The 26,096-nt window shown below is 45.7% G+C and carries 22 protein-coding genes; 18 read left to right on the top strand and 4 right to left on the bottom strand.

Features of this window, described 5'->3' with window-relative positions:
* Window positions 1-30 precede the first annotated feature (30 nt).
* Window positions 31-1,044, bottom strand: a complete 1,014-nt coding sequence (locus tag FOT42_RS08145; RefSeq protein WP_151890079.1) for a glycoside hydrolase family 113 — start codon at window positions 1,042-1,044, stop codon at window positions 31-33.
* 173 nt (window positions 1,045-1,217) lie between these two features.
* On the bottom strand, window positions 1,218-2,345 hold the full coding sequence (locus tag FOT42_RS08140) for a putative phage abortive infection protein (RefSeq protein WP_151890078.1): 1,128 nt from the start codon (window positions 2,343-2,345) through the stop codon (window positions 1,218-1,220).
* 304 nt (window positions 2,346-2,649) lie between these two features.
* Between FOT42_RS08140 and FOT42_RS08135 the strand changes: the two genes are divergently transcribed.
* The 18 genes from FOT42_RS08135 (at window position 2,650) to FOT42_RS08050 (ending at window position 24,690) form a co-directional block, all read left to right on the top strand.
* Complete coding sequence (locus FOT42_RS08135) at window positions 2,650-4,041, top strand: NAD(P)/FAD-dependent oxidoreductase (protein WP_151890077.1); 1,392 nt, start codon at window positions 2,650-2,652, stop codon at window positions 4,039-4,041.
* Between the two features lie 12 nt (window positions 4,042-4,053).
* A complete protein-coding gene (locus FOT42_RS08130; RefSeq protein ID WP_151890076.1) occupies window positions 4,054-5,664 on the top strand; it encodes a 4Fe-4S binding protein in 1,611 nt (536 codons plus the stop codon).
* A gap of 100 nt (window positions 5,665-5,764) precedes the next feature.
* The gene (locus FOT42_RS08125; protein WP_151890075.1) at window positions 5,765-6,454 is read left to right on the top strand and encodes a glycosyltransferase family 2 protein; all 690 of its coding nucleotides are present in this window, start codon (window positions 5,765-5,767) and stop codon (window positions 6,452-6,454) included.
* A 1-nt stretch (window position 6,455) separates the two neighbouring features.
* Window positions 6,456-7,940 (top strand): cellulose synthase family protein, encoded by a 1,485-nt coding sequence (locus FOT42_RS08120; protein WP_151890074.1) that lies wholly within the window; start codon window positions 6,456-6,458, stop codon window positions 7,938-7,940.
* Between the two features lie 3 nt (window positions 7,941-7,943).
* The gene (locus tag FOT42_RS08115; protein WP_151890073.1) at window positions 7,944-9,296 is read left to right on the top strand and encodes an MptA/MptB family glycosyltransferase; all 1,353 of its coding nucleotides are present in this window, start codon (window positions 7,944-7,946) and stop codon (window positions 9,294-9,296) included.
* Between the two features lie 219 nt (window positions 9,297-9,515).
* Complete coding sequence (locus FOT42_RS08110; protein WP_151890072.1) at window positions 9,516-10,133, top strand: GNAT family N-acetyltransferase; 618 nt, start codon at window positions 9,516-9,518, stop codon at window positions 10,131-10,133.
* A 79-nt stretch (window positions 10,134-10,212) separates the two neighbouring features.
* A complete protein-coding gene (locus tag FOT42_RS08105; protein ID WP_151890071.1) occupies window positions 10,213-11,403 on the top strand; it encodes an argininosuccinate synthase in 1,191 nt (396 codons plus the stop codon).
* Window positions 11,396-12,370, top strand: coding sequence for an N-acetyl-gamma-glutamyl-phosphate reductase (gene argC, locus FOT42_RS08100; RefSeq protein ID WP_151890070.1), 975 nt, complete (start codon window positions 11,396-11,398; stop codon window positions 12,368-12,370). The genes FOT42_RS08105 and argC overlap by 8 nt, the downstream gene beginning before the upstream one ends.
* A 106-nt stretch (window positions 12,371-12,476) precedes the next feature.
* The gene (gene proC, locus FOT42_RS08095; protein ID WP_151890069.1) at window positions 12,477-13,271 is read left to right on the top strand and encodes a pyrroline-5-carboxylate reductase; all 795 of its coding nucleotides are present in this window, start codon (window positions 12,477-12,479) and stop codon (window positions 13,269-13,271) included.
* A gap of 39 nt (window positions 13,272-13,310) precedes the next feature.
* Complete coding sequence (locus FOT42_RS08090) at window positions 13,311-14,438, top strand: aspartate aminotransferase family protein (RefSeq protein WP_151890216.1); 1,128 nt, start codon at window positions 13,311-13,313, stop codon at window positions 14,436-14,438.
* The gene (locus tag FOT42_RS08085) at window positions 14,435-15,373 is read left to right on the top strand and encodes a Rossmann-fold NAD(P)-binding domain-containing protein (RefSeq protein WP_151890068.1); all 939 of its coding nucleotides are present in this window, start codon (window positions 14,435-14,437) and stop codon (window positions 15,371-15,373) included. Before FOT42_RS08090 ends, FOT42_RS08085 begins: the two co-directional genes overlap by 4 nt.
* Window positions 15,374-15,473: 100 nt before the next feature.
* Window positions 15,474-16,253 (top strand): acetylglutamate kinase, encoded by a 780-nt coding sequence (gene argB, locus FOT42_RS08080; RefSeq protein ID WP_151890067.1) that lies wholly within the window; start codon window positions 15,474-15,476, stop codon window positions 16,251-16,253.
* Window positions 16,250-17,323, top strand: a complete 1,074-nt coding sequence (locus tag FOT42_RS08075; RefSeq protein ID WP_151890066.1) for a M20 family metallo-hydrolase — start codon at window positions 16,250-16,252, stop codon at window positions 17,321-17,323. Before argB ends, FOT42_RS08075 begins: the two co-directional genes overlap by 4 nt.
* 70 nt (window positions 17,324-17,393) lie before the next feature.
* Complete coding sequence (gene argH, locus FOT42_RS08070) at window positions 17,394-18,680, top strand: argininosuccinate lyase (protein ID WP_151890065.1); 1,287 nt, start codon at window positions 17,394-17,396, stop codon at window positions 18,678-18,680.
* An 86-nt stretch (window positions 18,681-18,766) separates the two neighbouring features.
* Window positions 18,767-19,519, top strand: coding sequence for a hypothetical protein (locus tag FOT42_RS08065; RefSeq protein ID WP_151890064.1), 753 nt, complete (start codon window positions 18,767-18,769; stop codon window positions 19,517-19,519).
* Window positions 19,520-20,153: 634 nt separating this feature from the next.
* Window positions 20,154-20,678: a class I SAM-dependent methyltransferase gene (locus FOT42_RS08060; RefSeq protein ID WP_192938345.1), complete on the top strand. Its 525-nt coding sequence runs from the start codon at window positions 20,154-20,156 to the stop codon at window positions 20,676-20,678.
* Window positions 20,679-20,779: 101 nt separating this feature from the next.
* Window positions 20,780-22,375, top strand: coding sequence for a M1 family metallopeptidase (locus FOT42_RS08055; RefSeq protein ID WP_151890062.1), 1,596 nt, complete (start codon window positions 20,780-20,782; stop codon window positions 22,373-22,375).
* A gap of 125 nt (window positions 22,376-22,500) precedes the next feature.
* Window positions 22,501-24,690: a DUF5916 domain-containing protein gene (locus tag FOT42_RS08050; RefSeq protein WP_151890061.1), complete on the top strand. Its 2,190-nt coding sequence runs from the start codon at window positions 22,501-22,503 to the stop codon at window positions 24,688-24,690.
* Between the two features lie 63 nt (window positions 24,691-24,753).
* Here FOT42_RS08050 and FOT42_RS08045 read toward each other — a convergent pair whose 3' ends face one another.
* On the bottom strand, window positions 24,754-25,164 hold the full coding sequence (locus FOT42_RS08045; protein ID WP_151890060.1) for an LTA synthase family protein: 411 nt from the start codon (window positions 25,162-25,164) through the stop codon (window positions 24,754-24,756).
* 37 nt (window positions 25,165-25,201) lie between these two features.
* On the bottom strand, window positions 25,202-26,050 hold the full coding sequence (locus FOT42_RS08040) for a pseudouridine synthase (protein WP_151890059.1): 849 nt from the start codon (window positions 26,048-26,050) through the stop codon (window positions 25,202-25,204).
* Window positions 26,051-26,096 lie beyond the last annotated feature (46 nt).

The following is a 26,096-nucleotide window of genomic DNA, read 5'->3' as shown; positions in this document are numbered from 1 at the left end:
CGGGAAAAATCCGACATTTTTCGCTCAGCCTTAGAGACTTGACTTTTTAATCGGTGCGTAACGTTGTCTGATGACGGATTCGGCGGGCTTGTTCTGTGGGGTAAACCTGTTGTCGGCGAGTCCTCCGGCCCTGTCGTGATGGGTGAACCACTTCCAGACAAAGCCTCCGGCAAACCAGTCTTCGTCCCAAAATTCATCAAAAAGGACCTGCGTGGCGTCGGCCTGGGCCTGGAGGTTCACTTTTTCCTCGTTCCTGTCCACCAGCCATGGTTTTTTGCCCGTGTAGTCCATGCTCCTGTACCCAAACTCAGTGAAGAGTATGGGTCTGTCCATTTGTTCGGCAAGGGCCATCATCTTCGTTTTCCAAGGCTGCCATCCTTTGCGCAAGGTTTCGGTGGTGGGGTTTCGTCTTTCGCAGAGGGGAAAGTAGGCGTTCACCCCGATATAGTCCAGCTCGCCCCAAAAAGGAGTGTTGGCATATTCGTCCCAATTGGCCGCATAGGTGAGTTTTCCCTTGTACACCTCCCTGACCTTGCCCACAAGTTCGGTCCAGAATGTGGGGCGGTTTTTCACAAAAGTGGCGAGTTCGGTCCCGATACAATAGATATCGGCATGGGTCTCCTCCGCCAATCCTGCGTAGTGCATAATGAACCGGGCATAGGAGTCCTCCAATGCTTTCCAATCCGCTTCGGACTGCATGGCCATGTTCCCCGTAAACTCCCCTTTCCAGATCCAGATCTGGGGTTTCAGCATCACCTTTACCCCATTTTTATGGAGCATTTCGATGTATTGCTTGGCGCCTTTTCGGGTTTCCCCGAACCATTGCCTGTCCGAATCAAAAACAAGGTTGGGCGCGTGGGGGTCCTGCATAAAGCCAAAGGGCATGATGGCCGCAAAATTGGCGTGGATGTCCAGCACGGGGTCCACATGGGATTGGGCGACTTCTTCCCGGGACGCCACAAAGCTCACTCCGTTGATCTTTTCCGGTTTGTGCCCCGTACAGGAGAGCAGGACCAGACCGCATATCAAAACCAGTTTTTTCATGTTGGGTCATCAAGTACCTCTAAAATAGTGCTTTTTGGGGAAAGTCTTTACAGTGGATTAATAGACGTTGGGCTTGGCGCTTAATGTATGATTTGCTTCAGGAAAACCTTAGCTGATCTTCAGAAGTAGGCGATAGAAAGCACTTACTTATTGCCATTGTTGCGCCCCAGCTTTTATATTTCCATAATCTCATCTCTACTTTTTAGACTAGATTTTGGAATTATTTCAGAATTTTCTTGATATTCAGCATAATATTCGACGTCTTTTTCTGGATAAAGTAAATCATCAATATCTAGATTTTCAATTAGGTCATAGTACTGAACAAGTTTTTTTGCTTTTGGGAAAAATAAAGCATTATAAAATAATAACAATAGCTCCGTACTACTCATTTGCGCTTGTAAAAATTGTGAATACTTTTTGTATTTGTTTTTTATTCTTGATAATTCAAAATTTTCTTTATCATTATAAATACCAATTTTGTCTCCACGCATTTCATTTATTAAAATAGAATTTAATTCCAACTCTTCACTTTCTTTTATATAAAGCAAAATGTGATAAATATTTCTAAAATAATGACTTAATTGACTACTAAAATTGTTATACGTTAATTTAAAAATTACTTTAGAATTTAATTTAGGATTACTTTTAATATTGTCATAAGATATTGTGTAATGTGTTTTAAATTTGTCGAGATATTTCTCACCTCTTTCTCTAGTCCAATATTTATCTCCAGACGTTGCAATTATTGATGCTCTTGCTTTTTCAGACTTTTTTAAATTGCTTTCTAAATTATCTTTCTCTTTAATTAAAAATTCCTTTATTTCTTCAAAAGCTGCATTTCCTCTAGTGTAAGTTGCTTCGTTAGATTGTGTGTTTGAATTGAAGGTTTTATGTTTAATTTCTGTATTTAGTCTAATTTCATTTTGGTTTTTCAATAAATTAAAGAAGGTATTTTCGAATTGTTGTGATTTGAATACTTCTCTAGTATCTTTTAATTCTTCTAGTTGTAAACTTAATTCTCTACTCTGTAATCTTAAAGCAAGAAAAAATAAGATTACTCCAGCAAATGACCATATTGTTCCAACAATACCGCCAACAAAGTCCCCAATCACTCCAGTTAATTGCTCATTTATTTTCTCTCCATTTTCTATCAACCTAACTGATGTTGAAATTTTGTTAAAGAAAACATAGGAAATGTAGATTCCAATGACAATACTTAATATTGATATTATTAGAAGTGATATTCCGAATAATCCATACTTTTCTTTGGCTTTTCTAAACTTAATTATTAAATATTGCATCAAGTTTTCTTATTTTCAGCTTACGCACAATGTTTAAGATATGAATCTGTTTTAATGATTTATATCGACCGATTAGGTGAAATTAATGATAATCAAAACACTATACCCAATAAATATGTTCTCGATACCTGCCTTTGCCGGCAGGCAGGCAATTTTTCTAAAGAAAAATCACTCGAACTGACATTTCTTCAACCTGCTAAATCCTTAAAGAACGTTTCAAAATCAAATTAAATCCTTTCTAAATTGGGGGTCGGGGTTAAGTTCCTATCTTTAGGTACGACACAAGACCCATAATCCCTCTTTCATGGAGCACATTGTCATCATTGGAAATGGAATAGCGGGAGTGACCGCGGCCCGGCACATCCGAAAGCTTTCCAACAAAAAAATCACCATCGTTTCCGCCGAGACGGATTATTTTTTCTCCCGAACCGCCCTGATGTACGTGTACATGGGCCACATGAAGTTTGAGCATACGCAACCCTACGAAAACGCATTTTGGAGAAAAAACAACATCAACCTTGTCCGTGCGAAGGCCGAAACCGTTGATACCCAAAACAAGAAGATCCATGTTAAAGGTCGTCCCACTAAATTTTACAACAAAAATATCCATGTCCCAACAGTGGATGGGGAATGGATCTCGTACGACAAGCTCGTCATTGCCACGGGATCCAAACCCAACAAATTTGGGTGGCCGGGCCAAGATTTGGAGGGTGTCCAAGGATTGTATTCCAAACAGGACCTTGATCTTTTGGAAAAAAATGCCCCGAACAATGACCGTTGCAAAAGGGCGGTGATCGTAGGTGGTGGGCTCATCGGCATCGAGCTGGCCGAAATGCTTCGGACACGTGACATTCCCGTCACTTTTTTGGTACGGGAAAGTAGTTTTTGGAACGGTGTGTTGCCGAATGGCGATTCCCAAATGATCAATGAGCATATTCGGGAGCACCACATCGACCTTCGGTTGAATGCTTCTTTGAAAGAAATTGTTTCCGATGGGAACGGAAAGGTCAAATCCGTAATCTTGGAAGAAACCGGGGAGGAAATCCCATGCAATCTAGTGGGATTGACGGCAGGCGTGACGCCAAATATCGATTTTTTGAAAGGTTCTGGGATTGAACTGGGCCGTGGCGTGAAGGTGAACCGCTTTTTGGAAACCAACATAGCCGATGTGTACGCCATTGGCGATTGCGCGGAACAGCAGGAGGCCATTGGCAACCGGAAACCTGTGGAAGCCGTTTGGTACACGGGCAGGATGATGGGCGAAGTACTGGCCCAGACCCTTTGCGGCAATCGAACGGAATACCGTCCGGGCCATTGGTTCAATTCGGCCAAGTTTCTGGACATTGAGTACCAAACCTATGGTTGGGTGTTCCCCGAACGAAAGAAAAAGGACTCGGAAATCCATTTTCACTGGCGACATCCCAAGGAAAAAATCTGCATTACCGTGGCTTTCGACAGGGATTCCGAAACCTTTTTGGGCATCAATACCTTTGGTATCCGGATTCGACATGAGGTTCTGGACCGTTGGCTTACTGAAAAAAGGAACATGGACCATGTGATGGCCCATTTGGCGGATGCCAACTTCGACCCTGAATTCTACAAAGGATTTGAATCTGAGATCGTTTCAAAATACAATGCCGATTTTGGAAAATCCATCACCCTGAAAAAGAAAAGTCTCATCAGAATATTTCAATAGGAAACAACACCCATGAACAGCCAAACACACAACCCAAGCATGGCCCTGACCGGGGAACCTCCAAAAAGCCTGAGTACCGGCCAAAAAATGGCAACCCTTTTGGGAATGGCAGGACTCGGAATCCTGCTGTTGGCCATGTTCAATGTCAATTTCCCGAACCAGACCTTGTGGTTGATCGTTTCGCTCTCCGCCATCAGCATCGGGACCCTTTGGTTTTCTTGGGATGCCTATTCCCAAAAATTGCCGGGCATCAAAAATGACGGCGTGTGGTTCAAATCCATTTCCAGTCGGGGTTTTTGGGCCTGGGTCGTCGGCTTGGCACTCACCGGTTTTTACATCGTGCTTTATTTTTATCCCGAATACCTCGGATTGGTCAGCGGCGGGGAAAATCGGGGCGTCATGGCGCTTTTTGATCCTTTGAGCAAATTGCTGAGCGGCAATCCCGCCAGTCAGTGGTTTGTCTATGGCACTTTATATACCGTCGCCATTTTGATTTTTGGGGCAAAGTTCCTTTGGAAATACCGACATAGCCGTTACCAACGATTGCGCACTTTTAGTGTCATGTTCTTTCAATTGGCCTTTGCCTTTACCATTCCCGAATTGATGGCCCGGCTGAACGGCCATAAGATCCTGGACGGGGGAAGCCTGCCCTACTACGACCTTAAAAACGTCTGGCCCCTTAACTACTATAATTTTGAAAGTTACCGCATCAAAGGGTTTTTAAGTTCGGGGGATATTGGCCTTGCCCTGCTGATCTTTGGCATTCTTTCCATTTTTGTGATCACCCCGATATTGACCTACAAATATGGAAAACGATGGTACTGCTCCTGGGTCTGTGGCTGCGGTGCACTTGCGGAAACCGCCGGGGATTCCTTTAGGCAACTCAGTGACAAATCCACTTTTGCCTGGAAAGTGGAACGTTGGGTGGTGCACAGTGTGGTCGTCTTTGTCACCTTGATGACCACGGCGGTCATCTATTCCTATTTGGGCACGGACACCAGCAAATATTGGCTCACCAAGAGCACTTTTTTAATCGGGGTGGCCGTGTTGCTTACCCTCGTTTTCGGTTGGGTAATGCTTTTTAAAAGGGACCAACTCCAAAAAGATGCCCAATATGGGGCCATCGGCTACTTTGTGATCATCATGGCCTTGATCGGGTTCCATTTTTTCAGTGGCGATGGGCAGGTGTTTCTCTTCAAGTCCGAGACCCTTCGGAAATCCTATTCCTTTTTGATAGGCAGTATTTTCTCCGGTGTCATCGGCACAGGGTTCTACCCCATTTTCGGGAGCCGGGTCTGGTGCAGGTTCGGATGCCCCATGGCGGCCATTTTGGGCTTCCAGCAACGGTTGTTCTCCCGTTTCAGGATCACCACCAATGGCGGTCAGTGCATTTCCTGCGGCAATTGCTCCACCTATTGCGAAATGGGTATCGATGTGCGGGCCTATGCCCAAAAGGGCGAGAATATTGTCCGTGCCAGTTGTGTGGGTTGTGGTATCTGCTCTTCCGTCTGTCCGCGGGGTGTGCTCAAACTGGAAAATGGCCCTTTGAAGGGACGGATTGACAGCAACCAAGTGCTTTTGGGGAATGATGTGGATCTTATGGCCTTGGTCAACCAAAAATAACGGACAAGACATTTCCTTTACCTTCATTTTATGTGGATGGTCCAAAAAGTTCCTTGGAAAAGTTTAGTTTTGGCCATTTCAAGCAAAAACTAGCTCTTCAGTGGCGGACATCAAGGTCATTATTCCTGCGATCAACGAAGGAGATTCCATCGGAAAAGTGGTTTCCGAACTTCCCAAACACGTATCCGAAATCGTAGTGGTTGACAACGGTTCCAAGGACGATACCGTGGCAAATGCACGGAAAGCAGGGGCCACCGTCATCACCGAAGACCGCAAGGGATATGGCTCTGCCTGCCTCAAAGGATTGAATTATATTTCCGAACAATCCAAAACACCCGACATCATCGTATTTATCGACGGAGATTATTCCGATTATCCCGAAGAGTTGGATAAGGTGGTCGGCCCGATTTTGGAAAATGATGTGGATTTTGTGGTCGGTGCACGAAAAAAATCGCTTCGTGAACCTGGTTCGATGACACCGCAACAGGTTTTTGGCAACCAATTGGCCACTTTTTTGATGAAATTGTTCTTTAGGTCAAGATTTACGGATTTAGGGCCATTTAGGGCAATTAAATATGAAAAACTCAAAGAATTGGACATGCAGGACACCACTTATGGGTGGACTGTGGAAATGCAGTTAAAAATTTTAAGAAAAAAAATGACATATACCGAAGTACCAGTGCGTTACAAAAAAAGAATTGGCGTCTCAAAAGTGTCTGGTACGGTAAAAGGTACTATATTTGCAGGCATAAAAATTTTGGGTTGGATCTTTAAATACAGTTTAAAATAAAATGGGACTAACTATCGCTCTTATCATTGTTGCTATTTACAGTACAGCCTTGATCCTGATTTTCTTCTACAGTCTTGCCCAATTGAATCTTTTGGTCAACTATTTGGGTTACAAGAGACGAAACGAGGAAGCCCCAAAATTCAACCTATTAGATCCAAAGGAAATTCCCTTTGTCACCATCCAATTGCCCATCTACAACGAAGAGTATGTGATGGAGCGTTTGTTGGACAATATTGCCAAAATAGAATACCCCAAAAGCAAATTGGAGATCCAGGTGCTGGACGATTCCACCGACGACTCCGTCATCGAGACCGCAAGAAGGGTGGAAGAACTCCAAAAAACAGGGCTAGACATACAACATATCCGTAGGGAAAACAGAAAAGGCTATAAGGCCGGGGCACTCAAAGAAGGGCTGGCCATTGCCAAAGGGGAATTCATCGCCATATTCGATGCCGACTTCCTTCCCGAAAGCGATTGGTTGAAAAAGACCGTGCCCTATTTCAAGGACAGCGAGATCGGTGTGGTGCAGACCCGTTGGGGACACATCAACCGCGACTACTCCACCTTGACCCGAATCCAAGCCTTTGCATTGGACGCCCACTTTACTTTGGAACAGGTGGGAAGAAACTCCAAAGGGCATTTTATCAACTTTAACGGTACCGCTGGCATCTGGAGGAAGGAATGTATCCTCGATGCAGGCAACTGGGAGGGCGATACACTTACGGAAGATTTGGATCTGAGCTACCGTGCACAGTTGAAAAACTGGAAATTCAAGTATCTGGAAGATGTGGAGACCCCCGCTGAGCTTCCCGTTGTGATCAGTGCCGCCCGTTCCCAACAGTTCCGTTGGAACAAAGGAGGGGCCGAAAACTTTAGAAAGACCGTTTGGAGCGTCATCAAGGCGAAGAACATTCCGTTCAAGACCAAGTTCCATGGCGTGATGCACCTTTTGAACAGCTCCATGTTCCTTTGTGTGTTCATCGTGGCTCTGTTGAGCATTCCCATGCTCTACATCAAAAATACCTACGGGCATTTGGGTTGGGTGTTCGAAGTGACCAGCTTCTTCATCGTCAGCACCATTATCCTGTTCATCTGCTATTGGTTCACCTACAAGAGTATCCAAGGCAGTAGTTTTGACAATTTTGTGGATTATATCAAACTCTTCTTTACCTTCTTCTCCGTGGCATTGGGCTTCTCTTTGCACAACACCGTGGCCGTTTTGGAAGGACACTTGGGTAAGCGAAGCGAGTTTGTACGTACCCCGAAGTTCAACATCAATAACCTGACCGACTCTTGGAAGGGCAACAAATACTTGACCAAAAAGTTGTCGCCCAACATGATCTTGGAATTTGCCCTGATGGTCTATTTCCTATTCGGAATGTACAGCGCGGTTCCCTTGAACGACTACGGATTGTTCCCTTTCCACTTGATGTTGTTCCTAGGCTTCGGATTTGTGTTCTTTAAATCCTTGACATCCAAGGCTTAAAACATGCTATCTTACTGGCGACTGCATAGATACCCGATACTTTTTGCTATCGGCTCCGTGTTGTTCTACGCCAGTTTTGCCTATGACCTTGTTCGTACCGATTTCGTAAAACTTTTCATGCTCTTTGCGGCAACGTTCTTTCTTTGTTACAAGATCATGCAGTTTGAAAAATGGAACTTCAATTTCCTGTTGGTCATCGGTATTTTGTTCCGGTTGGTGTTCCTGATGGCCGAACCCAATCTCTCCCAAGATTTTTTTCGCTTTATATGGGATGGGGAACTCATTAAAAATGGCATCAACCCCTATCTGCACACCCCGGACCAACTCATGGAGCAGGGCAATGTGCCCATAGCCAATGCGGACGAGCTCTATGCCGGCATGAGCGAACTCAATGCAAAGCATTATAGCAACTACCCTCCGGTCAACCAATTGTTCTTTGCACTGGCTGCACTATTGGGAGGTGGGAGCATCCTCGGTTCCATCATCGTAATGCGGCTGAGCATTATCCTCGCAGACTTGGGCATACTCTACTTTGGCCGAAAACTGCTGCAAAACCTCAACCTGGCCAACCACATGGCCTTTTGGTACTTTTTGAACCCCTTGGTGATCATAGAACTGACAGGGAACCTGCATTTTGAAGGCATCATGCTGTTCTTTTTTGTGTGGTCGCTCTACCTCATCTCCAAAAACCAAATGCTCTGGGCCGCACCCGTCTATGCTCTTTCCATCATGGTGAAACTGGTGCCCCTTTTGCTCCTGCCCATGTTCCTCAAATATCTGGGAATCAAAAAAAGTATCGCTTTCTATAGTTTGGCAAGTGTTTCCTGCGTACTAATTCTGTACCCTTTTTATTCCTCTTTTTTCATTGACCATTATTCGGAAACGGTCGGGCTCTGGTTTTCCAATTTTGAGTTCAATGCAAGTGTGTACAATGTGGTCAAAAAAATCGCTGTTGAACATTACGAGGCGAAACCGTGGGAACTCATCGAAGCCTACGGTTCCATGATCATCAAAGCAATGATAGCCATCGTTTTGTTGATTGCCCTTCTCCGGAAAAACCAAAAATTGCAAACGGTCATCACCTCGATGATGCTCGCCTTGGCGTGCTACTATTTTCTATCCAGCACGGTCCATCCCTGGTATGTGGTGTTCCTGTTGGGAATCGCCATATTCACGGAATATAAATTTGTTTTGGTCTGGTCGTTTGCGGTCATCCTGAGCTATTATGCCTACACCAATCCCGATTACAAAGAAAATCTTTGGCTATTGGCCATTGAATACATTTTGGTGATAGGCTTCTTTCTTTATGAAATGATGGCCAATGGGCCAAAAAAGTTATATTTCTTCAAAAAATGACCCTGTTTTATAGGTCTATTCGGATTAATTTGTACTTTTGATTCATAATGAAAGGACAAGAGTACATATCGTTTACACTGAGCGTTCCTGCGCCCATCAGTCCATTTTCTCCCCGTCGCCGCCCGTAAGGGTGCAAAATTATTTATGGAAATAGGTGAGTCCATTTCCGCAAAAACCAACAACTTTTTTTAATAATTTTTATCAGTCTATACGCTTGCAATGGAAATTGTAATTGCCAACGAATCACATTTTAAATACGCACAGATCATCTGTGACACCATCGCGGAATCGGCCAAGGTCCGAGGGACCGGTATTGCCAAACGCACCCCTGAATACATCATGAAACGGTTGCAGAACGGGAATGCCATCATTGCCTTGGACGGTGATAAATTTGCCGGGTTCTGCTACATCGAGGTCTGGGGCAACAAGGATTTTGTCGCCAACTCCGGATTGATCGTACACCCCGATTATAGGAACCAAGGACTGGCCAAGCAGATAAAAAAGGCCGTTTTTGACCTGTCCCGGAAAAAATTCCCCGATGCCAAGATCTTTGGGATCACCACAGGTTTGGCCGTCATGAAAATGAACTACGAACTGGGATACAAACCCGTTACCTTTTCCGAGCTTACGGACGATCCCGAATTCTGGAAGGGCTGTCAGACCTGCAAGAACTTTGACATCCTGACCCGGACGGAACAGAAAATGTGCCTCTGTACCGGAATGCTGTACGACCCCAACGCCAAAAAAGCGGAAGAACCCAAAAAATTGAACAGCAAGGCATTCCAAAGACTGAAGCAGATCAAGGAAACCCTTTTTCTTAAAAAGAAACAAAAGTAAGTGTCAGTTCGAGCGCAGTCGAGAACAACACCACACTTCGACTCCGCTCCATGTGATACATAAATTGAACAAAAAAGACATGAAAAAATTAGTATTGGCCTATAGCGGCGGATTGGACACTTCCTATTGTGCAAAATACCTATCCCAGGACGAGGGCTTTGAAGTCCATGCCGTGAGTGTGAACACCGGTGGGTTCAGCAAAGCTGAAATCGAAGAAATCGAAAAAAAGGCCCTGGCATTGGGCGCCACCACCTATACCTCCATCAACGCCATCAACACCTTCTATGACAAGGTGGTAAAGTACCTCATCTTCGGAAATGTGTTGAGGAACAACACCTACCCCCTTTCCGTGAGTGCCGAACGGATCGTTCAGGCCATCGAGATCGTGAACCATGCCAAGAAAGTGGGTGCCAAATATATTGCCCACGGCAGCACCGGTGCTGGAAACGACCAAGTACGGTTCGATATGATTTTCCAAATCTTGGCCCCGGACATCGAGATCATCACCCCCATACGCGATAAAAAACTGGCCAGGGAAGTGGAAATCGAGTACCTACAGAAAAACGGTATCGATTATTCATGGGAAAAGGCCAAATATTCCATCAACAGGGGGCTTTGGGGTACCTCGGTGGGCGGTTCCGAGACCTTGACCTCCAATCTGTCCCTACCGGAAAATGCATTTCCGAGCCAATTGGAGAAAGAACTTCCCAAAGAACTGAAGCTGACGTTCAGCAAAGGGGAATTGGTGGCCGTTGATGGGGAAAAGGATACTCCTGTGTCCAATATTGAAAAACTTGCGGAAATCGCTTCCAAATACGCCATCGGAAGGGACATCCACGTGGGCGACACCATCATCGGGATCAAGGGAAGGGTCGGTTTTGAGGCCGCGGCCCCATTGATCATCATCAAAGCGCACCATTTATTGGAAAAGCACACCCTGAGCAAATGGCAACAGTTCCAAAAAGAACAATTGGGCAATTTCTACGGCATGTTGCTCCATGAAGGCAACTATCTGGACGAAGTGATGCGGAACATCGAGGCCTTTTTGACCGATACCCAAAAGCACGTTTCCGGGGATGTGTACCTTACGCTCCACCCCTACCGATTTGAACTGAACGGAATCTCATCCGAGCATGACCTTATGAACGCTTCCTTTGGAAGTTATGGGGAAATGAACAAAGGATGGACCGCAGATGATGCCAAAGGGTTCATTAAGATCTTGTCCAATTCGGGAAAAATTGCGAACCATGTAAACCAAGACCATGATTAAAGCGGGAATCATAGGAGGTTCTGGATATACGGGCGGGGAACTGATCCGAATATTGCTCAACCATCCTAACGCCAAAATCGATTTTGTATATAGCACCACGAGGGCCGGAAAACCCATCGCTTCGGCACACCAAGATCTTTTGGGGCTGACCGACCTTACATTTTCCGGAGAGATCAATCCGGCTGTGGATGTAGTCTTTTTATGTTTGGGCCATGGCAATTCTACCTCATTTTTGAACGAACACGCATTCTCGGTAAGTACCAAGATCATTGACCTCAGCAACGATTTCAGGCTACAGGCCGACTCCACTTTCAACGGCAAACGATTCATTTATGGGCTTCCCGAGTTGAACAGGTCTGCCATTGCATCTGCCGAGGCCATTGCCAATCCTGGATGTTTTGCCACCACGATCCAGCTGGGTCTGTTGCCCTTGGCGAAGGCTGGCCTATTGGCAAATGAAGTCCACATCAATGCCGTGACGGGAAGTACAGGAGCCGGTGTAGGCCTGTCCGACACCTCCCATTTCAGCTGGAGGAACAACAACGTTTCGTGGTACAAACCCTTTACCCACCAACATTTGGGGGAAATCGGCGAAAGTCTCAAGTCCTTCGGCAACAATGTGGGCAAGCTGCTGTTTTTGCCGAACCGGGGAAATTTCACCAGGGGTATTCTGGCCACATCCTATACCCATTTTGAAGGTTCTTTGGACGAAGCCAAAAAACTGTACTCGGATTTTTATGCCGATGCCGTCTTCACCCATATGTCCGAAGCGGAAATCCACTTGAAACAGGTGGTGAACACCAACCAGTGTCACATCCATTTGCACAAGCACGATGACCTCTTATTGGTGACCTCTGCCATTGACAATTTGTTGAAAGGTGCCTCTGGACAAGCGGTACAGAACATGAACCTGATGTTCGGTTTTCCAGAAACCGAAGGTCTATTGTTAAAAGCGGGGGTTTTTTAAAAACCTTAGATCGAACTGTCACATCGAGCGCAGTCGAGATGCGAGACCTAATTTGATGAAAATATACATCTCTCGACTGCGCTCGAGATGACAAAATAAACAAACCATGAAAATAGCGATCATAGGAGCAGGAAACTTGGGCTTGGCCATTGCCAAAGGGATTTTGCACACCAACGGGGCCACCACCATGTACCTGACCAAAAGGAACACCAAGGGCATCAAGGATTTTGAGAAATATGGAAACGTCACGGTCACCTCGGACAACTTGGAGGCCGTAAAAAATTCCGACATCCTCATCTTTGCCGTACAGCCGGGCCACTTTGCCGCCATTTTGGAACAGAGCAAGGAGCTACTTACCGAAAAACACGTGATCATCAGCACCATTACCGGTTTTGGCATCGCCAGGATCGAAAGTATCATCGGTGCCGATAAGTTCATCATCCGCAGTATGCCCAACACGGCCATTTCCGTGGGCAAGTCCATGACCTGTATCTGCAGTAACGAACTGGGCAAAAAACGGGTAGATCTGGCCAAGGCCATTTTCAACCGGATGGGACACACCATGGAAATCCCCGAAGAGCAAATGCAGGCCGCCACGGTGATCTGTGCAAGTGGAATTGCCTTTTGGATGCGCCTGATCCGCGCCACGACCCAAGGGGCCATCCAGTTGGGGTTCGATGCCAAGGAAGCCCAAGAGCTCGCCATGCACACCTGTAACGGGGCCGCGAGCCTGTTGATCGAATCGGGTAGCCATCCCGAAGAGGAAATAGATAGGGTGACCACCCCAAGGGGCTGCACCATAGAAGGACTGAACGAAATGGAGCATCAAGGGCTCAGCTCTTCCCTCATCAGGGGCATCGTGGCCTCCTACGAAAAAATCAGCCAGATCAAAAAAGGATAAAAACTTTCGACCATGATCGAGACGACAAACAAAAAGACCATGAAACTATTCGACGTTTACCCCCTATATGATGTGACCCCGGTATCGGCAAAGGGCATTGAAGTCTGGGACGACAAAGGACAAAAATACCTGGATTTCTATGGTGGCCATGCCGTGATTTCCATTGGGCATACCCATCCCCATTACGTAAAGCGCATCGAGGATCAATTGGAAAAAATCGCTTTTTACAGCAATTCCGTGCAAAATCCGGTTCAAGAAGCATTGGCCGAAAAACTGGGAAAGGCATCAGGTTGCGAAAACTATACCCTATTCATGTGCAATTCGGGGGCGGAAGCCAATGAAAATGCCTTGAAAATGGCTTCGTTCCACACCGGAAAGGCAAAGGTCATTGCCTTTAGGAACAGTTTCCATGGTAGGACGTCCGCTGCCGTTGCCACCACGGACAATCCGAAGATCAATGCCCCCATCAACCTGCAACAGGAAGTGACCTTTCTGCCGTTGAACGATTTTGATGCGTTTGAAAAAGCCATTTCATCGGAAGGATATTGTGCGGTGATCTTGGAAGCGATCCAAGGCGTGGGCGGTCTTGACGAACCCACCACCGAGTTCTACCAGTTCATCGCCGAAAAATGCAAGGAGAATGGCGTGGTCCTCATCGCGGACGAGGTACAGTCCGGTTATGGGCGAAGCGGAAAATTCTTTGCGTTCCAGCACCATGGCATCCAACCCGATATCATTTCCATCGCCAAAGGTATGGGGAATGGCTTTCCAGTGGGCGGTATTTTGATCCATGAATCTTTTCAAGCATCCTATGGCCTTTTGGGCACCACCTTTGGTGGAAACCATTTGGCCTGTGCCGCCAGTTTGGCCGTTTTGGAGGTTTTGGAAGATGAAAATTTAGTGGACAACGCCGCAGCACTTGGCCTCTATTTCAGAACAAAGGCGGCAGCCGTTCCCGAAATCATCAGAGTAAAGGGCCGGGGACTCATGATCGGACTGGAGTTTGATTTTGAAGTGGCCGACCTGCGCAAAAAACTGATCTATGACCATTACATGTTCACCGGGAGCGCTAACAACAAAAAACTGCTACGGTTTTTGCCTGCACTCAACATCACCAAGGAACACATCGACCTATTTTTTGAAGCCCTTCAAAAAGCATTGAAATGAAACATTACTTGTCCATAAACGATATTGATTCCCTCCCCGATTGGGTGGAAGAAGCGATAAATCTCAAAAAAGACCCATATCAATTTGAAGGTTTGGGCAAACGTAAAACCTTGTGCCTGCTGTTTTTCAACAACAGCCTTAGAACCCGTTTGAGTACCCAAAAAGCGGCCATGAACCTCGGTATGGAGGTCATGGTCATGAATTTTGGCAGCGAAGGTTGGGCCCTGGAATACGGAGATGGGACCATTATGGACCAAGGCACTTCGGAACACATCAAGGAAGCCGCGCAAGTGGTCTCCCAATATTGTGACATTGTGGCGATCAGGGCTTTTGCCGGTCTGGAGGACAGAAAAAAGGACGAGGCAGAGGAGGTCATCAACGGATTTGCCACATATGCATCCATTCCCGTGGTGAACATGGAAAGTTCCGTAGGACATCCACTCCAAGCGTTGGCAGATGCCATCACCATGGCCGAGAACAAGACCAAGGCCAGGCCCAAGGTCGTGTTGTCCTGGGCACCACACCCAAGGGCATTGCCCCATGCCGTGGCCAATTCGTTTGTGGAAATGATGAAACGCCAAGATGCGGAATTTGTGATCACCCACCCCGAAGGATATGAACTGAACCCGGAGATTACCCAAGGGTGCCGGATAGAACATGATCAGGACAAGGCTTTGGAAAATGCAGATTTTGTGTATGTGAAGAACTGGAGCAGTTATATGGATTATGGAAAAATCGTGAGCAAGGACCCCAACTGGACCATGACCGAACAAAAATTGGGGAAGGCCAAATTCATGCATTGCTTGCCCGTACGGCGGAATGTGGTCGTGGAAGATGCCGTATTGGACGGAACACAATCCTTGGTGGCCCAACAAGCCAAAAACCGAATTTATTCGGCACAAGTCGTCCTGAAAAAGATATTGGAAAACCTATGAATTGATTATAATTGATCCAAACCGACCAAACCTTATATGTGAATCACTCCCAGTGGCCAATATTGACGGGAAGGACACATTATAAAATAGAAATAAACAAATGAAACAAAAGTTATCCGTAGTAAAAATAGGCGGCAACCTGATTGAGGATTCCAAGGGATTTGAACATGTCCTGGACCTGTTTTCCAAAATGCACGGAAACAAGATCTTGGTCCATGGCGGTGGCAACAAAACCACCGAAATGAGTGAAAAGTTGGGCATTGAATCCAAAATGGTCAACGGGAGACGAATCACTGATGCCGATACCTTGGACATTGCCATCATGATCTATGGAGGGCTTGTCAGCAAAAAAATCGTGGCCAAACTCCAGGCCTTGGGTACTGATGCCATCGGGATGAGCGGTGCGGATGCCAACGCCATCAGGGCCCACAAACGACCTGTTCTAAAAGTGGATTTTGGACTCGTGGGCGATGTGGACTCCGTCAATGCCTATGGCATCTTCAAACTGCTACAAGCAGGGTTCACCCCTATTTTTTGTGCCCTCACGCACGATGGCCAAGGACAATTGCTGAACACCAATGCCGATACCATTGCCGCCGAACTTGCCATTGCCATGTCCGACCAGTTCGACACCACCCTCTACTATTGTTTTGAAAAGAAAGGTGTTCTCCAGGATGTGGAAGATGAAAACTCGGTGATTCCCCATATCGATTCCAAAGGCTACGATGAACTTTTGGCCTATGGCATCATTTCCGATGGAATGCTCCCCAAAATGCACAATTGTTTTCATGCCTTGAAGAACAACGTTTCCAAAGTGTGCGTGGGGAACAGTGGCATGCTCGAAGTCGGAAACCCTGAATACACAACATTGACTTTATGAAATTGACCCAAGAAATATTGACCGAAAAGGCCATTGCGTTACTCAAGGAGCTCATTTCCATTCCTTCCTTTTCAGGGGAAGAGGACAAAACAGGGGATGCCATCGAAGCATTTTTGCAAGGTTTTGGTGTAAAGACCCATCGTCAATACCACAACATCTACGCTTTCAACAAGTATTTTGATGAAAGCAAACCCACACTCTTGCTCAACTCGCACCACGATACCGTAAAACCGAACACTGCTTATACCAAAGATCCTTTCCATCCGCATGTTGAAGATGGTAAGTTGTATGGTTTGGGCAGCAACGATGCAGGTGGATGTCTGGTTTCCCTGCTCGCCACCTTTGTCCATTTTTATGACAAGGAAGGATTGAGCCACAATATCATCATGGCCGCCACTGCGGAAGAAGAGGATGCCGGGGAGAAAAGTATCCGTGCTTTGCTGCCCATCCTCCCAAAAATTGATGTGGCCGTGGTGGGCGAACCCACTTTGATGGATCTTGCCATTGCCGAAAAAGGCCTCGTCGTTTTTGATGCCGTGGTGGAAGGCACTCCTTCGCATGCCGCACATCCCAACGACAACAATGCCATTTACAACACCATCGAAGTCTTGAAGTGGTTCAAGGACTATTCTTTTCCGAAGGTTTCAGAGGCACTGGGCGAAGTAAAACTCACCGTGACCCAGATCAATGGCGGAAAACAACATAACGTGGTGCCTGCACAAGTGGATTTGGTGGTGGATGTTCGGGTGAACGACTGCTATACCAACCTAGAAATTGCAGACATGCTGCAACGGGAAGCGCCCTGCAAAATGACGCCTCGATCATTGCGATTGAATTCGTCCTGCATTGACCCTAATCACGACTTGGTAAAAAGTGGTCTGGCCTTGGGCAGAAAAACCTATGGTTCCCCTACCTTGTCCGATCAAGCGGCATTGACCTGCCAATCGGTAAAACTGGGACCTGGCGATAGTACCCGCTCCCACTCCGCCAACGAATTTATTTTTGTGGATGAGATTGAGGAAGGAATCGCTTTATATATAAAAATATTAGAAGGTTTTCTAAAAAAATAAAACACAAGTATAAGCTTCAAACACAAAAAAACTGTGCTTGAACTTGACAATTGAACTTGAATTATTCACTATGAAACTCTGGGACAAAGGTTTTAGCACCGATAAAAAAATAGACCATTTTACCGTGGGCAATGACCGCGAACTAGATTTGGTACTCGCCAAATACGATGTGATCGCCTCCACATCACATGCCAAAATGCTGGGCAAGGTTGGGTTGATCACCGAGGAAGAAGCCAAGGATTTGGTAAAGGCGTTGGGTGAAATCGGCAAGGATATCGAAAAGGGTAATTTCACCATTGAGAACGATTTTGAGGACATGCATTCCAAAATCGAATTCATCCTGACCGAAAAATTGGGCGATACCGGCAAAAAAATCCATTCGGCCCGATCCAGGAACGACCAAGTTTTGGTGGCCATGCAATTGTACCTGAAAGAAGAACTTTCCGAAATCAGGGAGCAGGTGAAATCCCTGTTCGACCTGTTGATGGATTTGGCCGAAAAGCATCAAAAAGTGTTGTTGCCAGGCTACACCCACCTTCAGATTGCGATGCCCTCCTCTTTTGGACTTTGGTTTTCTGCCTATGCCGAAAGCTTGATCGATGATCTGTACTTTGTACAGGCCGCCCATAAGATTGCGGACCAAAACCCGTTGGGAAGTGCCGCTGGGTATGGAAGTTCCTTCCCAATAGACCGAACGTTCACCACTGCCGAAATGGGCTTTGAAACCTTAAAATACAACGTGGTGGCCGCCCAAATGGGTCGTGGAAAAGTGGAAAAAGCCGCTGCTTTTGGCATTTCCAGCGTGGCCGCTACCCTATCCAAAATGGCGATGGATATCTGCCTCTACATGAGCCAGAACTTTGATTTTATTTCCTTTCCCAACGAACTCACCACGGGCAGTAGCATCATGCCGCACAAAAAGAATCCCGATGTGTTTGAGTTGATCCGTGCGAAGTGCAACAGGATCCAAGCCGTGCCCAACCAACTGACCTTGATTACCAACAATTTGCCCAGCGGCTACCATCGCGATTTGCAATTGGTGAAGGAAGTAATCGTACCAGCCTTGCAGGACATGCAGGCCTGTTTGGAACTGATGACCTTTAGTTTGAAGGAAATCAAGGTGAATCCCAAGATTTTGGACGACCCGAAATACGATTACCTTTTTAGCGTGGACACCTTGAACGAACTCGTTAAAAGTGGAATGCCTTTCCGGGATGCTTATAAGACCATGGGCAAGGCCATTGAAAATGGCAACTTCAAGCCCAAAAAGGACATTGAGCATACCCATGAGGGCAGTTTGGGCAATCTGTGCTTGGAGGAGATCCGGGTGAAAATGGAGAAGGCGCTGGGTTTTTAAAAAGTATTAGCTTTACTTACCTAAGCTATCGGTCGATATAAATCATTAATAACGATTCATATCTAATAACGTTAGCTACAAGGCCAATGAAAAACTTTAAGAAAATATCATTTTTAGCACTCGTCTTGGGTTGGATTGGACAAATAATAACACACATTGTTTGGTCGAATTTGCGACACGAAAGTGCTTCTGGAGGAGATACTGGAGTTGTGATATTTTGGTCGTCCTTTTTTCTTCTAATATATTACGGACTGTTTATCCTAATACCAAGTAAAAGAATTATCAATCTTTCTGAAAAAATCGGAGTTCTAAACTTTACATTATTATCTGGACTTTATGCGGTAATAGGTTTTACAATTCTGATTGGCTGGGGGTTTTTGATTTCAAACAACTTTTTGGGCGTTTTTTTAGATGCGTTTATTTGTGGACTAATTTTCGGTCTGACTTTTCATCTGATTTGGAACAGAAAACGGAATGAATTAAAACAAATTCATCTGATTCCAATTCTGACTTTGCCGATTCTGTTTCTATTCCTTTATTTATATGCTTTCCCAAAATTACTACCTTCAATTGCATACAATACTGTTCCTCAATATGTAAGACACGATATATTAAAAAATACCATCCAAAAATTCAAAGTTGGAGATGAATTATCGGAATTACAAAAAGCACTACCAGGCGAATTTGAATTTGAAGATTGCTATGGAAATCGAGGAGCGATGTTAGAAGACTTCCAATATGTTATCGAGGTAAATTGTTGTAAAATAGTAAGAATTGAATATGGGCCAAGACAAGAAACTGGATATGCAATGGGTGGAAAAAGAAAGCCCTGTAGCTAACAATGTAACCGCAATTACGGAACATTTATAACCAAAACGACAATAAGTCCAACGATACCGATAAGTGACATTGTCAAACCCCTCCTCTTTCAGTTCCCTACAAAAAATCACCAAAGCTCTTACCCAAAATTGTATCTTGAACCATCAATTCTAGTGGTTTCGTTATACAACAAAGAATCCTGACTTCCCTTCTGGCTTTTGTCGTGGTTTGCTTTATCGCAAACGCCCAAGATCTATATCCCAAAACTTGTAAATCGTTCCCTTGAATTTGACGAAAAGCCCCCCAAAAGTCTCATCCATAAACTCAAAAGGGGTATCCATCAATTGGTGGCATCCGCATTGGTCGGTTTAACACATCTTTGTTTTTCAAATCTTACCAATGCATTGAAAAATTATGAGTAACCTACTTAAATCTTATATTAAACAAAAACATAGGGAATACCGGAAAAAAAGCAAGGAAAGAATATTTAAAGGAAACATTGTCCACTGCACCATTTGCAATTCCGAATACAGGGAATTTGGGCCCTTTGGCAAAAAGAAAAGGAAGAATGCAAAATGCCATAATTGCGGTTCATTGGAAAGGCACCGATTGGTTTGGGAGTATATTCAGGATAGAAAATTGATCAACAAACCAATGCGTTTGCTACACTTTGCTCCTGAAAAAGTTTTTTATGGTATTTTTTCAGAAATGCCCGGGATTGATTACTTCCCATGTGATCTTCATCCAAACATTTACGACTACGGCGGTAAGACCAAAGTAAGGAAGGCCGATATCACCAACATTCCATTCCCCAACGACCATTTTGATTTTATTCTGTGTAACCATGTGTTGGAGCATATTCCGGAAGACGCTCTGGCCATGTCGGAATTGTACCGGGTAATGAAACCAAATGGTATGGGCATATTCCAAGTTCCCATTGATTACAATCGTGATACGACTTATGAAGATTTTTCCATAACCTCTCCAAAAGCAAGGTTAAAGGCATTTGGAAGACGTGACCATGTAAGATGGTATGGCAAAGATTACAAAGAACGATTGAAAAAGGTCGGTTTTGAAGTAACGGAAGATCATTTTGTGGATTCGTTCTCGAAAGAAGACCAGTTTAAATTTGGGTTTGATACCACAGAGCTGATCTACCTTTGTAAAAAAACTGTTTAGGGGAAATAATGCGTATGGAGTAAATACGTAAACCCCACAAAAAATCACCAAAGCTCTTGTCCAAAATTGTATCTTGAACCATCAACTCAAGTGGTTTCGTGATGCAACAAAAAATTTTGACCTCCCTTCTGGCGTTTGCCTTGGTTTCTCTTTTAGGAAATGCCCAAGATCAATATCCCAAAAATGAACAGGTAGATATCCAAAACTATGTTTTCGGACTCAGCCTGAACGATGAAAACAACGAGATAAAAGGAGAGGCTGAGATCTCTGTTTCCTTTACATCCGCAGCAGTTCCTTTTGCCTTGGACCTCATTCAAAAATCGGGGGAATTTGGCATGGAAATCACTGAGGTTTTGGAAGGAACCGCACCCGCCAATTATTCCTATGCGGATAACAAAATCAACATTGTTCCGACCACTTCCGAAGGCAACACCCAAGCCTATACCATAAAATACCACGGCGTTCCCGAGCGTGGTCTGGTCATTTCGAGCACCAAATTTGGAAATCGTTCCTTTTTTGGGGACAACTGGCCCAATTTGGCGCGGCACTGGCTTCCGTCCGTGGACCATCCGTACGATAAAGCCAGTGTGGAGTTCCGGATTACCGCTCCCGATCACTACGATGTGGTAGCCACAGGAAAAAAACTGGAAGAGAGCCATCTGGAAAATGGTTACAAACTTACCATCTACCAAGAACCCGCTCCAGTGGCCACCAAGGTGATGACCATCGGGGTGACCGAATTTGCCTTCAGGGTCGTTGGTGAAGTACACGATATTGAGGTTTCCGCCTGGGTGTACCCTCAAAACCGTTTGGAAGGTTTCGGCGATTATTCGGTCGCCACAAACGTGCTGGACTACTTTATCAACCATATTGGGCCCTATTCGTATGCCAAATTGGCCAACATGCAGGCCAAGACCCAGTGGGGCGGACTGGAAAATGCGGGCACCATCGCCTATTTTGAGAATTCCGTGACAGGGAACAAGACCGTGGAGCCCCTGATCGCCCATGAGATTGCCCACCAATGGTTCGGGAATTCCGCCACTGAGAAAAGTTGGAACCATGTATGGCTCAGTGAAGGATTTGCCACCTATTTCTGCATTCTTTATCTGGAAAGCGTGTATGGCGATGAGCGAAGAAAAGAGGATTTGGCCACTGACAAAAAAGAAATCTTTGATTATTACCGCAAAAATCCATCCCCGATCGTGGACCTTACCATCCAGGACCCCATGAAGGTCTTGAGCACCAACACCTACCAAAAAGGAGGATGGGTGTTGAACATGCTCCGCCATAAGTTGAGTGACGACACTTTTTGGGAAGGCATCCGAAAATACTATGCCTCTTACCAAAACAGCAATGCCCTCACCGACGATTTCCGCCATGTGATGGAAGAGGTGTCGGGGCAAGACTTGGATGCCTTTTTCCAGCAGTGGCTGTTCATCAAAGGACATCCACAACTCAAATGGAACTGGGAATACAAAAAAGGAAAGGTCATTGTGCATTTGGAGCAAATGCAGGACCACCATGTGTTCCAATTTCCTTTGGAAATCGGATTGGTCAAAGATGGGCAAACCATCATTGAAACCATCCAACTGGACGAGCGTTCCAAAAGTTTTGAGATCAAGGCCAAAGACCGTCCCGATTCCGTGGTATTGGACCCCAATCAATGGGCCTTGTTCGAGGATATGGGGAAAATGTAACCTGGGTCAGTGTAAAACAGACATCTTTCATTCTAAAAATAGCTATTTCATAATTTGAAAGCGGAAATGGGGGTTCATTGTTAAAAAACAAAGTAAATCATTACATTTACGGCACTGAACAAACCATGAATAACCTCCGCCTAACCACTCCCGTTTCCATAGCGTTTGCTATGTTTTTTTATGCGCTGACCTTTGCGCAAAAGAAAAATGCCGATTTCAAAATCCATCTGTACCAAACCGACGAAACCTTCACCATTGACGGTATCGGCAACGAGGCCACTTGGCAAAAAGCAGAGGCCGCACAGGACTTTTTTATGGTATTGCCGATGGACGACCGCAAGGCCACCCAGCCTTCCGAGGTGAAAATGGCCTACGACGACCGACAGCTCTACCTCTTGGCCACCTTTTACAAAACGCCCGGAAACACCTATGTGGTGGAATCGCTCCGCAGGGACTTCACCTTTGGGGGCAACGATAATTTTTTGCTGTTCATGGACCCGTTCAACAACCAGACCACAGGGTTCAGTTTTGGCGCCAATGCCTACGGCGCACAATGGGACGGCACCATGTCCAACGGTGGCAGCATCGACCTGAACTGGGACAGCAAATGGGTATCGGAAGTGCAGAGCCATGAGGACAAATGGGTGGTGGAAATGGCCATTCCCTTTAAATCAATACGATATGAAAAGGACGTGAGCGAATGGGGCGTAAACTTTTCCCGATTGGACCTTAGCACCAACGAAAAATCGAGCTGGACGCCCATACCACGACAGTTTCCAACGGCTTCGCTGGCCTACACGGGCACGATGGTCTGGGACAAGCCACCGCCCAAACAGGGACTCAACTATTCCATTATTCCCTATGTATTGGGCACAGTGGGCAATTCGAGTATCGAAAATCTGTCGTACGATAACGAGTTTAAGGTGGGTGGTGACATCAAATTAGGGCTGACCTCTTCCTTGAATCTCGACCTGACCATCAATCCTGATTTTTCCCAAGTGGAAGTCGACCGTCAAGTGGCCAACTTGACCCGTTTTGAACTCTTTTTTCCAGAAAGACGGCAGTTTTTCCTTGAAAATGCCGACCTCTTTGCCAGTTTTGGTTATGATGAAATCCGTCCGTTCTTTTCGCGAAGGATCGGGTTGGGTGTGCCCATCATCGCTGGGGCAAGGGTCAGTGGAAACCTGAATCGCAACCTCCGTTTGGGCGCCTTGAACATGCAAACCGACAAACTGGACGAAACGGGGCTCCCCAGTCAGAATTTTGCCGTGCTCTCCTTGCAACAAAAGGTATTTTCCCGTTCCAACATCGGGTTGATGTTCGTGAACAAGGAATCATTGGACTATAATGCCTTGGCCGATAGCCTACAGACGCAATACACCAAATTCAACCGAAACTTAGGTCTGGAATACAATCTGGCCTCTGCCGACAACAAATACAACGGAAAGGTGTTTATGTTGAAATCGTTCGGCCCCGATGAAACCTATAGCGGTATTGCCCAGGGTGCCCATTTGGAATATAGCAGCCGTAACTGGAACTGGCGGGTACAACAGGAATATATTTCGGATGATTTCACCTCGGAGGTGGGTTTTGTGCCCCGGAACAACTATCTCAAATTTGAGGGTTCCGTTGGGTATCAATTCCTGCCCGCTAGTGAAAAAGTAGTGAGTCACGGCCCGAAGTACACCGGTTACTATTATTTCAACCCCAACATGAATGCTACGGATTATGTATCCATTGTAGGCTATGGTGTCGATTTTATGGACCGCAGTTCCCTGAGTGTGGATGTATTTAACGAATATGTGAGATTGTTGGCCCCCTTTGACCCCACCAACACGGGACAGGAGCAACTGGCCAGTGGAACGCAGCACCACTGGAACGGTATGTACCTGCAATACAATTCACGCCCGAAAAGTTTGTTTACCTACAATTTGACCACCCGACTGGGTCGCTATTTTGCGAGCGGGTACCGTACCAACTTGAATGCTGAACTGGGGTATCGATTCCAGCCGTATGTAAGTTTGGGTGCTGTATTGAGCTATAACAATTTAGATTTGCCGGCCCCTTGGTATACTACCGATTTTTGGTTGGTGGGTACGGAGACGGACATCACCTTTACCAACAAATTGTTCTGGTCCACCCTACTGCAGTACAACGAGCAGAACAACAACTTTGGCATCAATTCGCGATTGCAGTGGCGTTATGCTCCTGCTTCCGACCTTTTTTTGGTGTTCAACAACAATGAACAGCTTTCCCCGCTGGAAGGTAATCTGTGGTCGTTGACGCTCAAGTTTACGTATTGGTTCAACCGATAATACATAAACATCCGTCAATAGAAGGCCCAGGGGGAATGGTATTATCCTTTTAAATTGATGCCCTTAGACTCCTCTCTTTAGGGATAGTGTAGAAACCAAAATGTTCAAAAAATAGGCCAACTGACCCAATACAAATCCACCAAGGCTCAAGACAAACAATCCTTGTGCTGCTGCCAGACCATCAAATTGATCGGGGCCATAACTTTCTTGAAAATAGGTCATCAGGGGTAAAAGCACAAAAGGCAAAATACTGAGGATTACATGCACCCAATGGGCCCATGTGTAGAGCTTGACCCCTTTTTTTGCAACTATCCAATATCCCAAACCGCAAAGGGCAAACCAAATACCGAACAGCAGGAAAAAATCGAAGTAGGCCACCACATAATAGGTGTCACCGACGTTGAGATCTATCAGGCTCTGGCCCGAAAAAAAATAGAAATAGAGTGCCAAGGCAAAAAATACCAAGGACAACATGTAAAATCGAATATGGTAACCTAAGCCCTTCAATCCTTTATTTAATCATTTTTAGATTGATCACTTCCTGCTCGGTCAGGTGTCGCCAATGGCCGCGGGGAAGGTCTTTTTTGGTAAGTCCCGCAAAAATGACGCGATCCAGTTTGGTGACCTCATAGCCCAAATGCTCAAAGATGCGGCGCACAATCCTGTTCCGTCCGCTGTGGATCTCCACCCCGATTTCCTTTTTTGGGGCACCTTGGATGAAACTGATACTGTCCACCTCAATGGGACCATCCTCCAGTTCCAGACCTGCCTCGATCTTGTGCAGATCTGCCAAGCTTAGGCTCTGGTCCAAATGTACGTGATAGATCTTTCGGACACCATGTTTGGGGTGGGTCAATTTTTTGGTCAGGTCACCATCGTTGGTAAAGAGCAGAAGCCCCGTCGTGTTCCGGTCCAACCGACCAACGGGCAGCAGGCGGGCTTTTGAGGCACTGGAAATCAATTCCATTACGGTCCGTCTTCCTTTTTCGTCACTGGTGGTGGTGATAAAGTTCTTGGGTTTGTTCAGGAGGATGTATTCTTTCTGTTCCGGATTAAGGCGCTTGCCATCAAAACGGACATCATCGGAACGCTTTACCTTGTAGCCCATTTCGGTGACGGGCTTCCCGTTTACCGTAACATTTCCTGCCGCGATAAAAGTATCGGCTTCCCTTCGGGAACAGATGCCCGCATTGGCAATGTACCTGTTCAATCGAATTTCATCGGGATTGGATTTTTTCTGTGGTGGGGCAGGTTTTTGCTTGTTGATGGGTTTCTTGGAAAAAGGCTTTCGCTGACTTTGTCCTTGGTCCCTTCGGTTACCGGAAGGCCTGTTGCTACGGTTATTGTCTGATTTCGCCATCAGTCATCAATTTTTTGCAAATGTAGTCTTTTTACACTCCAAAAAA

Source organism: Flagellimonas hadalis (assembly GCF_007785775.2).
In the GTDB taxonomy this organism is placed as follows: Bacteria; Bacteroidota; Bacteroidia; order Flavobacteriales; family Flavobacteriaceae; genus Flagellimonas; species Flagellimonas hadalis.
The sequence above is the reverse complement of the archived record's forward strand: the minus strand, read 5'-3'. Positions and strand labels throughout refer to the sequence as shown.

Excerpts from the sequence above, each read along its gene's own strand:
- FOT42_RS08135 (WP_151890077.1), top strand. The coding sequence starts at position 2,650 with ATGGAGCACATTGTCATCATTGGAAATGGAATAGCGGGAGTGACCGCG.
- argB (WP_151890067.1), top strand. The coding sequence starts at position 15,474 with ATGAAACAAAAGTTATCCGTAGTAAAAATAGGCGGCAACCTGATTGAG.
- FOT42_RS08050 (WP_151890061.1), top strand. The coding sequence starts at position 22,501 with ATGAATAACCTCCGCCTAACCACTCCCGTTTCCATAGCGTTTGCTATG.
- FOT42_RS08145 (WP_151890079.1), bottom strand. The coding sequence starts at position 1,044 with ATGAAAAAACTGGTTTTGATATGCGGTCTGGTCCTGCTCTCCTGTACG.
- FOT42_RS08120 (WP_151890074.1), top strand. The coding sequence starts at position 6,456 with ATGGGACTAACTATCGCTCTTATCATTGTTGCTATTTACAGTACAGCC.
- argH (WP_151890065.1), top strand. The coding sequence starts at position 17,394 with ATGAAACTCTGGGACAAAGGTTTTAGCACCGATAAAAAAATAGACCAT.
- FOT42_RS08140 (WP_151890078.1), bottom strand. The coding sequence starts at position 2,345 with ATGCAATATTTAATAATTAAGTTTAGAAAAGCCAAAGAAAAGTATGGA.
- FOT42_RS08040 (WP_151890059.1), bottom strand. The coding sequence starts at position 26,050 with ATGGCGAAATCAGACAATAACCGTAGCAACAGGCCTTCCGGTAACCGA.
- FOT42_RS08060 (WP_192938345.1), top strand. The coding sequence starts at position 20,154 with ATGCGTTTGCTACACTTTGCTCCTGAAAAAGTTTTTTATGGTATTTTT.
- FOT42_RS08075 (WP_151890066.1), top strand. The coding sequence starts at position 16,250 with ATGAAATTGACCCAAGAAATATTGACCGAAAAGGCCATTGCGTTACTC.
- FOT42_RS08110 (WP_151890072.1), top strand. The coding sequence starts at position 9,516 with ATGGAAATTGTAATTGCCAACGAATCACATTTTAAATACGCACAGATC.
- FOT42_RS08045 (WP_151890060.1), bottom strand. The coding sequence starts at position 25,164 with ATGTTGTCCTTGGTATTTTTTGCCTTGGCACTCTATTTCTATTTTTTT.
- FOT42_RS08055 (WP_151890062.1), top strand. The coding sequence starts at position 20,780 with ATGCAACAAAAAATTTTGACCTCCCTTCTGGCGTTTGCCTTGGTTTCT.
- argC (WP_151890070.1), top strand. The coding sequence starts at position 11,396 with ATGATTAAAGCGGGAATCATAGGAGGTTCTGGATATACGGGCGGGGAA.
- FOT42_RS08115 (WP_151890073.1), top strand. The coding sequence starts at position 7,944 with ATGCTATCTTACTGGCGACTGCATAGATACCCGATACTTTTTGCTATC.
- FOT42_RS08065 (WP_151890064.1), top strand. The coding sequence starts at position 18,767 with ATGAAAAACTTTAAGAAAATATCATTTTTAGCACTCGTCTTGGGTTGG.
- FOT42_RS08090 (WP_151890216.1), top strand. The coding sequence starts at position 13,311 with ATGAAACTATTCGACGTTTACCCCCTATATGATGTGACCCCGGTATCG.
- FOT42_RS08085 (WP_151890068.1), top strand. The coding sequence starts at position 14,435 with ATGAAACATTACTTGTCCATAAACGATATTGATTCCCTCCCCGATTGG.
- FOT42_RS08130 (WP_151890076.1), top strand. The coding sequence starts at position 4,054 with ATGAACAGCCAAACACACAACCCAAGCATGGCCCTGACCGGGGAACCT.
- proC (WP_151890069.1), top strand. The coding sequence starts at position 12,477 with ATGAAAATAGCGATCATAGGAGCAGGAAACTTGGGCTTGGCCATTGCC.
- FOT42_RS08105 (WP_151890071.1), top strand. The coding sequence starts at position 10,213 with ATGAAAAAATTAGTATTGGCCTATAGCGGCGGATTGGACACTTCCTAT.